The organism is Streptomyces sp. E-08 (genome assembly GCF_049913095.1).
Taxonomy (GTDB): domain Bacteria; phylum Actinomycetota; class Actinomycetes; order Streptomycetales; family Streptomycetaceae; genus Streptomyces.
Map to the genome: position 1 here is coordinate 6,286,325 of NZ_CP183971.1, position 12,057 is coordinate 6,298,381.

A 12,057-nucleotide genomic window follows, 5' to 3' on the forward strand; every position below is an offset into this window, starting at 1 on the left:
CGGATGCGAGGTCGCCTGAATGCCGGGCTGCCGGATACAGGGCCTTCGGGTACGACGATGCCGGACACGGCATCGACGGGTACGAGAACGGGCGGTCACCCCGCGAAGGGGGTGACCGCCCGCCGTCCGATCAATGACCGGCCCTGGGCTCGTCGTGGATGGCGCGTCAGGCGTGGTCCTCGCCCATCGTGCGGGCCGGCACGTCCGTCAGCCGGTCCGTCTCATCCTGTATCTCAACGGCGATCTTCTTGAGTTCCGGCTCGAACTTGCGTCCGTGGTGGGCGCAGAAGAGCAAGTCACCTCCGCTGGTCAGGACGACACGCAGGTATGCCTGGGCGCCGCAGCGGTCGCAGCGGTCAGCGGCCGTCAGGGGGCTCGCGGGGGTCAGAACAGTAGTCACGTCGCCTCTTCTCTAGCTCGACGAGCTGTCGTACCAGGGTCAACATCCAACCAGGCCGAAAACGTTCCCGCTCGTGGCTTTTCCTTGAAACTTCTTCCCAAGGTGGCTGTCTGCTGCCGGTTGGCGGCGAATGAGCCGTATTGCGTCGCTCTACGGATTTCGCGTTGCTTGTGTCGGTTGGCCCTCCCGGCGGTTGCCGGTTGTTCATGAGGACGTGCCCGGAGCCTAAATGGTTCATGCCTGGAAGGGAACGTGATGTTCACGTCACCCCATCGAGGGATCGAACATCCATACGAGGCTGGACTAGCATGAGGAATCGGGGAGGGTGGCGTTACAACGGCTCTACCAGGCATCGGTACCCTCTGTGCGGTGACCGATGCCGGGCCTTACCCCACCGGGCCAGATTTCAAATTCAGCGAGGAGCGAACCGCGTGACCGCCGAGACGTCCGTGCCGTCCAGTGCGCTGCTGACCGCAGACCGTGACGGTTCCAACTACACCGCGCGGCACCTGCTCGTACTGGAAGGGCTCGAAGCGGTCCGCAAGCGCCCCGGTATGTACATCGGGTCCACCGACAGCCGCGGCCTGATGCACTGCATCTGGGAGATCATCGACAACTCCGTCGACGAGGCTCTCGGTGGCTACTGCGACCACATCGAAGTCATCCTCCACGACGACGGCTCCGTCGAGGTCCAGGACAACGGCCGCGGCATCCCGGTCGACGTCGAGCCGAAGACCGGGCTCTCCGGCGTCGAGGTCGTCATGACCAAGCTGCACGCCGGCGGAAAGTTCGGCGGCGGCTCGTACGCGGCGTCCGGCGGTCTGCACGGCGTCGGCGCCTCCGTGGTGAACGCCCTGTCGGCCCGCCTCGACGTCGAGGTCGACCGGAACAGCGCGACGCACGCGATCTCCTTCCGCCGCGGTGTTCCCGGCATCTTCACCGAGCAGGGCCCCGACAGCCCCTTCGATCCGGCCAACGGCCTGATCAAGGGCAAGCGCGTCCCCAAGACCCGCACCGGCACGCGCGTCCGCTACTGGGCGGACCGGCAGATCTTCCTCAAGGACGCCAAGCTCTCCCTGGAGACGCTCCACCAGCGCGCCCGGCAGACCGCCTTCCTCGTCCCGGGCCTCACCATCGTCGTCCGCGACGAGCGGGACCTGGCCGGCGTAGGCAAGAGCGAGGAGACCTTCCGCTTCGACGGCGGCATCAGCGAGTTCTGCGAGTACCTCGCGCAGGACAAGGCTGTCTGCGACATCCAGCGCCTCACCGGCCAGGGCACCTTCAAGGAGACCGTCCCGGTCCTCGACGAGCGCGGCCACATGACCCCGACCGAGGTCACCCGTGAACTCGCCGTCGACGTCGCCCTGCGCTGGGGCACGGGCTACGACAGCACGGTCAAGTCCTTCGTCAACATCATCGCCACCCCCAAGGGCGGCACCCACGTCTCCGGCTTCGAGCAGGCCATCACCAAGACGGTGAACGAGGTGCTGCGCTCGGCCAAGATGCTGCGCGTCGCCGAGGACGACATCGTCAAGGACGACGCCCTGGAAGGGCTTACGGCCGTCGTGACGGTCCGCCTCGCCGAGCCGCAGTTCGAGGGGCAGACCAAGGAGATCCTCGGCACCTCCGCCGCCCGCAGGATCGTGGCGAACGTGGTGGCCAAGGAGCTCAAGACCTTCCTCACCTCGACCAAGCGGGATGACAAGGCGCAGGCCCGCGCCGTCCTGGAGAAGGCCGTCGCCGCGGCCCGCACCCGGATCGCGGCCCGGCAGCACAAGGACGCGCAGCGCCGGAAGACCGCGCTCGAGTCCTCCTCCCTGCCGGCCAAGCTGGCCGACTGCCGCAGCGACGACGTGGAGCGCAGCGAGCTCTTCATCGTCGAGGGAGACTCGGCCCTCGGTACGGCCAAGCTCGCCCGGAACAGCGAGTTCCAGGCACTGCTGCCGATCCGCGGCAAGATCCTCAACGTCCAGAAGTCGTCCGTCTCGGACATGCTCAAGAACGCCGAGTGCGGCGCGATCATCCAGGTCATAGGAGCGGGCTCGGGCCGCACCTTCGACATCGACGCCGCCCGCTACGGCAAGATCGTCCTCCTGGTCGACGCCGACGTCGACGGCGCCCACATCCGGTGCCTGCTGCTGACGCTCTTCCAGCGGTACATGCGGCCCATGGTCGAGTCCGGCCGGGTCTTCGCCGCGGTGCCGCCGCTGCACCGGATCGAGCTCGTCCAGCCCAAGAAGGGCCAGGACAAGTACGTCTACACGTACTCGGACAACGAGCTGCGGCAGACCCTCCTGGAGTTCCAGCGCAAGGGAGTCCGCTACAAGGACTCCATCCAGCGCTACAAGGGTCTGGGCGAGATGGACGCCGACCAGCTCGCGGAGACCACGATGGACCCGCGTCACCGCACCCTGCGCCGGATCAACATCGGCGACCTGGACGCGGCGGAGCAGGTCTTCGATCTCCTCATGGGCAACGACGTGGCGCCCCGCAAGGAGTTCATCACCGGCTCGGCGGCGACCCTCGACCGGTCACGCATCGACGCCTGACGGCCTCCACCCGTGGGTGGAGCCACACGCTCCACCCACGGGCCGATCCCACGGCCGACGACTCTCCGTAACATGAAGATGTCGGAGGGGGACGGACATGGGCGAGATGCGCGGCCGAGGATCCGCGGCGTCGGGGTCGGGGTCGGCCACGGGGCCGGGGTCGGCGAGTGCGGGTACGAAGACCTGGGCGGGAACGACCGAGCAGGTAGGGGCGACGGGCGCGGTGGCGCACGGGCCCTCCTGGCCCTCGCGGGAGGCACTCACCCGGGTCGGGGTGCCACGGGGACGGATCGTCCTCGACTACACCATGATCGCGGGCCTGAGCATCCTGGTGGTGACCGGCTGCTACACCTCGGGGGCCTTCGACGGCTGGTACGCGCCGTTGCCCCCGCTGGGGTTCGGGCTCTGCGTGGCGGCGGCGCTGCGCTATCACCACACGACCCTCGGCCATCGGCTGGGGGCCTCGCTGGGGCTGCTCGGGGTGATCGCGCTGTGCGGCCTCGGCGCCTACGCGGCGGGTGCCCCGACGCCGGCGACGGTGATCTGGATCGTCGTCTCGGTCACGGCGATGGAGCGGCTGCCGCTTCCCATGGGGCTGGCCACCGTGGCGGTTCTCGCGGCCGGGTTCGCGGAGGCCGACGAGACCGGGATCCTCGGGGCCGGTGTCACCACGGCGGCCGTGCTGCTCGCCGGCTACTCGCTCCGGCTGGACGCCGAGGCGCGCGGGGCCGGGTTCCAGCTGCTTGCCCAGGAGCGGCTCGCCCGGGAGGCGGAGGCCGCCTCGGCGGCGCTCGCCGAACGGGCCAGGATCGCCCGGGAGATACATGACGTGCTCGCGCACAGCCTCTCGGCCCAGATGGTGCACCTGGAGGTCGCTCGGCTCCAGATCGAGGCCGGGGCGGACGGCGCGGACATCCTCAAGCTCGTGACCTCGGCCCGGTCCATGGCCAGGGAGGGGCTCGCCGAGACCCGCCACGCACTCTCGGCCCTGAGAGGGGACATGGCTCCGGTCGAGGACTATCTGCGTGAGCTCGCGCGGGAGGACCGCGCCGAGGTCGACGTCACCGGCCGGCGCCGGGACCTGCCCGCCGAGGCCTCGCAGGCGGTGCGGCGGGTCGCGCAGGAGGCCCTCACCAATGTCCGCAAGCACGCCCCGGGTGCCAGGACCCGGATCCTGCTCGCCTACGGGACGGAGGACGTCTCCTTGGAGATACGTGACTCCGGGCCGCCCCGGACGGACGATGACGCGCGGGTGGGGGAGGAGCTCGGGTCGTCCGGCTCCGGGTACGGGCTGCTGGGCATGAGAGAGCGGGCCGAACTGCTCGGCGGCAGCCTGGACGCCGGTCCAGAGGGACCCGGGTTCACGGTGCGGCTGCGGGTGCCGGCGTGAGCGCCGCGGACCGCGACCGCGTCGCACGGGTCGTCGTCGCCGATGACCAGGCCGTCGTGCGTGAGGGGATCGTGATGCTGCTCGGCCTGCTTCCCGGGATCGAGGTCGTCGGGGCGGCACGGGACGGGGAGGAGGCGGTCGCGCTCACCGCCGAGCTCGGTCCCGACGTCGTCCTGATGGACCTGCGGATGCCCCGCTGCGACGGCGTCGAGGCCACGCGCAGGATCCGTGACCGGCACCCCGGGACGGAGGTCGTCGTGCTCACCACCTACGCCGACGACGACTCGCTGTTCCCGGCGCTGCGGGCCGGGGCCCGCGGGTACCTCACCAAGGACGCCGGCGGGGAGGAGATCCAGCGGGCCGTCCGGGACGTGATCGACGGGCGGGCCGGGCTCTCCCCCTCCGTGCAGCGGCGGCTCCTTGAGCGGCTGATCGAAGGGGAAGGCCGGGAAGGCCGGGAAGACGGGGACCGGCAGGACCACCCGGACCACCCGGACCACCCGGACCACCAGGATCGGCGGGAGCACCCGGACCGCCAGGACCGTCGGGCGGGTCCGGGCGGGGCGTCCGGGCCGGACGGGTCGGACGGGCCGGACGGCGTCGGTCTGACGGAGCGGGAGACGGAGGTGCTCGTGCTGGTCGCGGACGGGCTGTCGAATCCGGAGATCGCCAAACGGCTGAGGATCTCCACGGCCACCGTGAAGACTCACATCAACAATCTCTTCGCCAAGACGGGAGTACGAGACCGGGTCCAGGCCGTGCGGTACGCATATCAGCACGGTCTGGTCAGGGCACCTGGGAGAGGAGTCACCTGATGGGGTGAAGTGAGGGAGGAGAAGAGTCCTGGATCTTCCCGCTCTGTCCATCCTTGTGCATGCGGCCGAAACGGTTCGCTGACAAGGAGAGTTGGTCGGTGGAGCAGGTGGACAAGCAGAAGGGGCGTGACGCCGCGGCGATGGCGGTCGGCGACCCCTGGTACGACGCGACGGCCTCCGGTTGGGGTGAGGAGGCGGCGGCCCGTGCGCCCGGCGGAAGCCTCCCCGGCCACGGCCTCCCCGGCCACGGTCGGCCCGGTGACGGTCGGCACGACGCGGTGCCGCGGCAGCGGGTCCACGGCACGGCGGAGATCTATCTGGAAGTGCAGCGGAGCCCCGCGTTCCAGGAAGTGCGCGGCCGCTACCGCCGGTTCGTCTTCCCCGCCACCCTGGCGTTCCTCCTCTGGTACCTCGCCTATGTGGTGGCGGCGACCGCCGCACCCGGGCTCATGGCCCGGCCGGTGGCCGGAGCGGTGAACGTGGCGATGGTCGCGGGGCTCGGACAGTTCCTCACCACCTTCCTGCTGACCTGGGCGTACGCGCGCCACGCTCGGCTGCGGAGGGACCGGGCCGCCCTCGAACTGCGCTGGGACACGCAGGAGATGACCCGAGGGGTGGCCCAGTCGTGACCGGAGACCACCAGACCCTGGCCCTCGTGCTGTTCAGCGTGTTCGTCGCCGTGACCCTGGCGATCACGACCTGGGTGAGCCGTCACCGGCACGGTTCGGCGGAGGAGTTCTACGCCGGAGGGCGGCTGTTCTCGCCCCTGGAGAACGGATTCGCGATCGCCGGGGACTACATGTCCGCGGCCTCCTTCCTCGGTATCTCCGGGCTGATCGCGCTGTACGGCTACGACGGCATGCTGTACTCCGTCGGCTTCCTCGTCGCCTGGCTGGTCGTGCTCCTGCTGGTCGCCGAACTGGTCCGGAACTGCGGGCGGTTCACGCTGGCCGACGTCGTCGCCGCGCGGATGGCGGAGCGGCCGGTGCGGATCGCCGCCGGGACGTCCTCGGTGGCCGTCTCCGTGCTGTACCTCGTGGCCCAGATGGTGGGGGCCGGAAGCCTGGTCGCGCTGCTGCTCGGGGGGTCGAGCGAGGCGGCGCGCTCGTGGACGGTGATCGGCGTGGGCGCGCTGATGGTGATCTACGTGTCGCTCGGCGGCATGCGGGCCACCACCTGGATCCAGATCGTCAAGGCGGTCCTGCTCATGGCGGGGACGGTCACGCTCACCGTCCTCGTCCTGCTCCGGTTCCACGGCGACGTGAACAGCCTGCTCTCCACCGCGGCGGAGCGCAGCGGGCACGGTCTGGGCTTCCTGGCGCCCGGGCTGCGCTACGGCGGGGACTGGACGGCCCGCCTCGACTTCATCAGCCTCGGCCTCGCCCTCGTCCTGGGCACCGCGGGACTGCCGCACATCCTGTCGCGCTTCTACACCGTGCCGACCGCCCGCGCCGCCCGGCGCTCCGTCGTCTGGTCCATCGGGCTCATCGGCAGCTTCTACCTGATGACCATCGTGCTCGGCTTCGGCGCGGCCGCGCTGATCGGCCCCGACGAGGTCCGGGCGTCCAACGCCTCCGGGAACACCGCGGTACCGCTGCTCGCCCTCGACCTCGGGGGCGGCGCGGGCTCCACCGGCGGCACGGTGCTCTTCGCGATCGTCGCGGCCGTCGCCTTCGCGACCATCCTCGCCGTCGTCGCGGGGATCACGCTGGCCTCCTCGGCCTCCGTCGCCCACGACCTGTACAGCTCACTGCGCCGCCGGCACGCGAAGCAGTACAGCGAGGTGGCCGTGGCACGGGTCGCCGCCGCGGGGATCGGCGCGGCGGCCATCGGTCTCGGGCTGCTCGCCCGCGACCTCAACGTGGCGTTCCTCGTGGGCCTGGCCTTCGCGGTCGCCGCCTCCGCCAATCTGCCGGTGCTGCTCTACTCACTGTTCTGGCGGAAGTTCACCACCCGGGGCGCGGTCTGGTCGGTGTACGGCGGCCTGATCCCGGCCGTGCTGCTCGTGCTGCTCTCCCCGGTCGTCTCCGGCAGCCCGGAATCGCTGTTCCCCGGCGTCGACTTCCATCTCTTCCCGTTGCAGAACCCGGGAGTGGTGTCCATCCCGCTCGGATTCCTCGCCGGATGGATCGGTACGGTCACCTCGTCCGAGCCGCCCGACGAGGCCCGGCACGCGGAGACCGAGGTGCGGGCCCTGACGGGTGCGGGAGCCGTCTGACCGCCCCGCGTGCGGGAGCCCGGTCCGGTGCTCCCGGGCCGGGCCTCAGCCGGCGGACGGTGAGCTCGCCCAGGCGTACCGGTGCTCGGGGCGGCCCGTCTCGCCGTACCGGAGGGAGAGACGCACCCGGCCGGTGCGCTCCAGGAGCTTCAGATAGCGCTGGGCGGTCTGGCGGCTGACACCGGCCCGCTCGGCGATCTCCTGTGCGGAGAGCGGGCCGTCGGCCGCGAGCAGTACCTGCCGGACCAGTTCGGCCGTGGTGGGGGAGTGTCCCTTGGGCAGGTCGGGGGCGACGGCGCCCGCCGACAGGACCCCGAAGATCCGGTCCACCTCGGCCTGTTCCGCCTCGCCGCCGCTCTCCAGGGTGCGGCGGAGCGTCGCGTACGCCTCCAGCTTGGCGCGCAGTCCGGCGAAGTTGAACGGCTTGACCAGGTACTGGAGCGCCCCGTGCCGCATCGCCGACTGCACCGTGGCCACGTCACGGGCCGCAGTCACCATGATCACGTCGCACTGGTGGCCGCGGGCGCGGAGCTCCCGTACCGCCGCGAGCCCGTTCTCGTCGGGCAGGTAGTGGTCCAGGAGGATCAGGTCCACCGGCTGTCCGTCCAGGGCGGCGAGCGCCTCGGCGGTCGAGTGGGCTGTGGCGACGACCCGGAAGCCGGGCACCTTGGCGACGTAGGCGGCGTTGATCCGCGCCACACGCGTGTCGTCGTCGACCACGAGGACGTCGATCATCGCGTCGCCTCCTCGGCGTTGTCCGCGAGCGGCGCGGGCACGTCCGTCGCGGGCTCCGGGTCCGTCAGGGCGTCCGGGAGGACGACCGTGAACACGGCGCCGCCCTCGCTGCCGTCGACGACCCCGGCGGTGCCGCCCCGGCGCTCGGCGAGCCGGCGCACCAGGGCGAGGCCGAGGCCGCGCTTCCCGTGGGACGGCAGTGCCTTCGTCGTCCAGCCCTCGGTGAAGATCAGCTCGCGGCGGTCCTCGGGGACGCCCGGGCCGCTGTCCGAGACCCGCAGCACCACCGTACGGCCCTCGGCGCGGAAGGAGACCTCGATGCGGGCGCCGGGGGTGCCCGCGACGGCGTCCAGGGCGTTGTCGACCAGGTTGCCGACGACGGTGACCAGCTCGCGCGGGTCGACCAGCCGGTCCGGGAGCAGGGAGTCGGGCGCGAGCCGCAGCGAGACGCCGCGCTCGGCGGCGACGGTCGCCTTCCCGACCAGGAGCGCGGCGAGAAGCGGGTCGTGGACCTTCTCCGTGACCTGCTCGGCGGTGGCCCGGTGCACGCCGACGACCTCGGTGACGAACTCGACCGCCTCCTCGTGCATCTCCAGCTCCAGGAGGCCGAGGAGGGTGTGCAGCCGGTTGGCGTGCTCGTGGTCCTGGGCGCGGAGCGCGTCGATCAGGCCGCGGGTGGAGTCGAGCTCGCGGCCGAGGCGTTCCAGCTCGGTGCGGTCGCGGAGGGTCGCCACGGCGCCGCCGTCGTCCGTGGGCATCCGGTTGGCGATCAGCACCCGGTGACCCCGGACGGTGAGCAGGTCCTCGCCGGTGACCCGGCCCGCGAGGACGTCGGCCGTGCGGCCCCCGCCGAGGACCTCGTCGAGTGGCCGGCCCGCCGCCTCGGGGCCGACGCCGAGGAGTCGCTGCGCCTCGTCGTTCATGAGCCGGACGGAGCCGTGGCGGTCGAGGGCCACGACGCCCTCGCGGATGCCGTGGAGCATGGCCTCGCGTTCGGCGAGCAGCGCGGAGATGTCGGAGAAGGCCAGGTCGTGGGTCTGCCGCTGGAGCCGCCGGGAGATCAGGTACGCGGCGAGTGCTCCGGCGGCGAGCGCGCCGCCGGCGTAGGCGAGGAGGCCGGGGATGGCGGCGAGGAGCCGGTCGCGGACGCTGTCGTACTCGATGCCGACGGAGACCGCGCCGACGATCCGCCCGCCGGCGTCCCGCAGGGGTGCCTTGCCGCGCGCGGAGCGGCCGAGCGTGCCGCTGTCGATCTCCATGACCTCGTTCCCGGCGAGGACGGCGCTCGGGTCCGTCGAGACGACCCGGCCGATCTGCGCGGGGTCGGTGTGCGACCAGCGCACTCCGCGGGTGTCCATGACCACGACGTACTCGGCGCCCGTCGAGGTCCTGATCCGCTCGGACTCCGCCTGCACCGGGCCCCGCGCGGACGGCCGGCTGCCGGTGAGGTCCGCGGCCAGCCGGGGCGAGGCGGTGGTCCCGGCGATGGCCAAGGCGCGCCGCATGGCCTGGTCGTCGAGCTGGGCGCTCAGCGGGGCGAGGAAGAGGCCGGTGGCGAGGACGGTCACACCGGTCGCGATGGCCAGCTGCATCAGCAGGACCTGCGAGAACACCCGCTGTGGCCACCCGAACCGCCGACGGCGCGCGCGGGGGCGCGGCGGGCTGCTCTGTGCGGGGCTCATGTCCGAAAAGGTAGACGGCCGCGCGCCGTGACCGGAAATGGTGACGGACCGGGCGCCTATTCTGGGGGTTTCCCACGGCCGTGGGGCCCAAGGAACCGGAGGTACGTCCCGTGACCACGCAGCAGATCCCCGTCGTCGTCCTGGCCGGGTTTCTCGGGGCGGGGAAGACCACGCTCCTCAATCACCTGCTGCGCAGCGCCCGGGGCACCCGTATCGGGGTCATGGTCAACGACTTCGGTGACATCGGCATCGACGCGATGACGGTGGCCGGCCAGGTCGGCTCCACCGTCTCCCTCGGCAACGGCTGCCTGTGCTGCGCCGTCGACGCCGGCGAGCTCGACGAGTACCTGGAGGTCCTGACCCGGCCCGAGTCCCGGCTCGACGTGATCGTGATCGAGGCGAGCGGGCTCGCGGAGCCGGAGGAGCTGGTCCGCATGGTCCTCGCCAGCGAGAACGAGCGGGTCGTGTACGGAGGACTCGTCCAGGTCGTCGACGCGTCCGAGTTCGCCGCCACCCGGCAGCGGCATCCCGGGACCGACCGGCACCTCGCCCTCGCCGACCTCGTCGTCGTCAACAAGGCGGACCGGGTGTCCGCGGACGAGCTGCGGGGCGTACGGGAGACGGTGGCCGGACTCGCCGGGCGCGCCGCCGTGGTCGAGGCCTCCCACGGGCGCGTCGATCCGGAGCTGCTCTTCGACCGGGTCGTGCCGGAGGGCGAGATCGAGGGCCAGATGTCGATCGAGGACATCCTGTACGGCTCCGGGGCCGAGGACCACGACCATCCGCACGCGGCCTACGAGAGCCTCTCCGTGACGGCCTCGACGCCGCTGCACCCGCGCCGGCTGATGGCCTTCCTCGACTCGCGCCCCGAGGGCCTCTACCGGATCAAGGGCTTCGTCGACCTCGGCGCCGCCGACCCGGCCAACCGCTACGCGGTGCACGCCGTCGGCCGATTCCTGCGCTTCTACCCCGAGCCCTGGCCCGCCGGTGAGGAGCGGCTCACCCAGCTCGTCCTGATCGGCTCCGGCGTCGACGCGGCCGGACTGCGCAAGGAACTGGCCTCCTGCGAGCTGAACGGCCCGCAGGACGCCCCCGACGAGCACAGCATGTGGGGCGTCCTGCGGTACGTGCAGCGTTCCGAGGAGGAACCGGACCGGGCCTAGGTGTATTGACCCGCAGGGTTGTTGACGCGGCTGATGGGTGGGTGTCCGTCGAGTGCGGTGTGGCAGCGGTGGTGGTTGTAGGTGTGGAGGAAGTCTGCCAGGGCTTCGGTCCGCTCGGTGTTGGAGGTGTAGGGCCGTAGGTAGGCCCACTCGTCGAGCAGGGTGCGGTTGAAGCGCTCGACCTTGCCGTTGGTCTGGGGCCGGTAGGGCCGGGTGAGCTTGCCGGTCGCGCCGAGCTCGGCCAGGACGTTCTTCCAGGCCAGGCCCTTGCGGTAGGCCCAGGCATTGTCGGTCAGGACCCGCTCGATCCGGTCGATGCCCTGGCAGTGGAAGAAGGCGGCCGCGCGGGCCAGGAAACCCGCGCAGGTCGCCACCTTCTCGTCGGGGTGGATCTCGCTGTAGGCCAGCCGGCTGTGGTCGTCGACGGCGGAGTGGATGTAGTCGTAGCCCATGCCGCGGATCGGACGGCCGGCCTGGCGGCCGTTGGTCTTGTGGCCGCCGCCGTCGGGGATCCGGCCGAGTTTTTTCACGTCCACGTGGATCAGCTCGCCGGGCCGGTCGCGCTCGTAGCGGCGGATCACCGTGCCGGTCGGCCGGTCGAGCCAGGCCAGTCGGTTGAGCCGGTGGCGGGTCAGGATCCGGTGCACGGTCGAGGCGGGCAGGCCCAGGATCGGGCCGATCCGGGCCGGCCCGAGCTTGCGGCTCTGCCGCAGGTCGCAGACACGGTCTTCCACCGCGGCCGCAGTCCGGTGCGGTGTCGTGCGAGGCCGGCTGGAGCGGTCGTGCAGGTCCGCGTCTCCCTCGGCCCGCCACCTGCGGATCCATTTGTGGGCCGTGGCCCGGGAGATGCCCATCTCGGCGGCCACATGAGCGACCGGACGGCCTGAGCAGACACGTTCGACCAGCAGTCTTCTACCGAAGACGGTCAGCCGGGCATTACGTGGGGCACGAAGACCTCCGTGCGGTGAGTTCCTAGACAGCTCCCACCCCACCGGAGGTCTTCGCCATGTTCAAGACCAGACCCGTGTCAACAACGCTCGTGATCAATACACCTAGGCCCTGTCGTCAAACTCCCGCCTGCCCCGCGACGCCATGCACGCGCTCT

The 12,057-nt window shown here is 71.3% G+C and carries 10 protein-coding genes; 6 read left to right on the plus strand and 4 right to left on the minus strand.

Translation table 11 applies throughout. The features are described 5' to 3' along the window. Window positions 1–166: 166 nt before the first annotated feature. Entirely contained in the window at window positions 167–400 is a 234-nt protein-coding gene (locus tag ACN9MM_RS29020) for a DUF7455 domain-containing protein (protein WP_030687247.1), read from the minus strand. 431 nt (window positions 401–831) lie between these two features. Between ACN9MM_RS29020 and ACN9MM_RS29025 the strand changes: the two genes are divergently transcribed. The 5 genes from ACN9MM_RS29025 (at window position 832) to ACN9MM_RS29045 (ending at window position 7,372) form a co-directional block, all read left to right on the plus strand. Beyond that, the gene (locus tag ACN9MM_RS29025; RefSeq protein ID WP_426366656.1) at window positions 832–2,949 is read left to right on the plus strand and encodes a DNA gyrase/topoisomerase IV subunit B; all 2,118 of its coding nucleotides are present in this window, start codon (window positions 832–834) and stop codon (window positions 2,947–2,949) included. A gap of 97 nt (window positions 2,950–3,046) precedes the next feature. Further along, entirely contained in the window at window positions 3,047–4,339 is a 1,293-nt protein-coding gene (locus ACN9MM_RS29030) for a sensor histidine kinase (protein WP_426366657.1), read from the plus strand. Beyond that, window positions 4,336–5,154 carry a response regulator gene (locus ACN9MM_RS29035; RefSeq protein ID WP_426366658.1) on the plus strand — a complete coding sequence of 273 codons (819 nt, stop codon included), beginning with the start codon at window positions 4,336–4,338 and terminating at the stop codon, window positions 5,152–5,154. Before ACN9MM_RS29030 ends, ACN9MM_RS29035 begins: the two co-directional genes overlap by 4 nt. Before the next feature lie 98 nt (window positions 5,155–5,252). Then, a complete protein-coding gene (locus tag ACN9MM_RS29040) occupies window positions 5,253–5,783 on the plus strand; it encodes a DUF485 domain-containing protein (RefSeq protein WP_426366660.1) in 531 nt (176 codons plus the stop codon). Further along, window positions 5,780–7,372: a solute symporter family protein gene (locus ACN9MM_RS29045; RefSeq protein WP_426366661.1), complete on the plus strand. Its 1,593-nt coding sequence runs from the start codon at window positions 5,780–5,782 to the stop codon at window positions 7,370–7,372. Before ACN9MM_RS29040 ends, ACN9MM_RS29045 begins: the two co-directional genes overlap by 4 nt. 45 nt (window positions 7,373–7,417) lie before the next feature. Here the strand turns inward: ACN9MM_RS29045 and ACN9MM_RS29050 are convergent, their stop codons facing one another. Further along, window positions 7,418–8,107 carry a DUF7342 family protein gene (locus ACN9MM_RS29050; RefSeq protein ID WP_382868219.1) on the minus strand — a complete coding sequence of 230 codons (690 nt, stop codon included), beginning with the start codon at window positions 8,105–8,107 and terminating at the stop codon, window positions 7,418–7,420. Next, the gene (locus ACN9MM_RS29055) at window positions 8,104–9,789 is read right to left on the minus strand and encodes a sensor histidine kinase (protein ID WP_426366662.1); all 1,686 of its coding nucleotides are present in this window, start codon (window positions 9,787–9,789) and stop codon (window positions 8,104–8,106) included. Before ACN9MM_RS29055 ends, ACN9MM_RS29050 begins: the two co-directional genes overlap by 4 nt. Window positions 9,790–9,899: 110 nt before the next feature. Between ACN9MM_RS29055 and ACN9MM_RS29060 the strand changes: the two genes are divergently transcribed. Further along, a complete protein-coding gene (locus ACN9MM_RS29060) occupies window positions 9,900–10,952 on the plus strand; it encodes a CobW family GTP-binding protein (RefSeq protein WP_426366663.1) in 1,053 nt (350 codons plus the stop codon). Here ACN9MM_RS29060 and ACN9MM_RS29065 read toward each other — a convergent pair. Then, window positions 10,949–11,932 carry an IS481 family transposase gene (locus tag ACN9MM_RS29065; protein WP_426368854.1) on the minus strand — a complete coding sequence of 328 codons (984 nt, stop codon included), beginning with the start codon at window positions 11,930–11,932 and terminating at the stop codon, window positions 10,949–10,951. The two genes, ACN9MM_RS29060 and ACN9MM_RS29065, sit on opposite strands and share 4 nt — an antisense overlap. Between the last annotated feature and the right edge of the window lie 125 nt (window positions 11,933–12,057).

What these genes read in the sequence shown, in the direction of transcription:
- ACN9MM_RS29030 (WP_426366657.1), top strand. Translation starts at nt 3,047, where the DNA reads ATGGGCGAGATGCGCGGCCGAGGATCCGCGGCGTCGGGGTCGGGGTCG.
- ACN9MM_RS29050 (WP_382868219.1), bottom strand. Translation starts at nt 8,107, where the DNA reads ATGATCGACGTCCTCGTGGTCGACGACGACACGCGTGTGGCGCGGATC.
- ACN9MM_RS29055 (WP_426366662.1), bottom strand. Translation starts at nt 9,789, where the DNA reads ATGAGCCCCGCACAGAGCAGCCCGCCGCGCCCCCGCGCGCGCCGTCGG.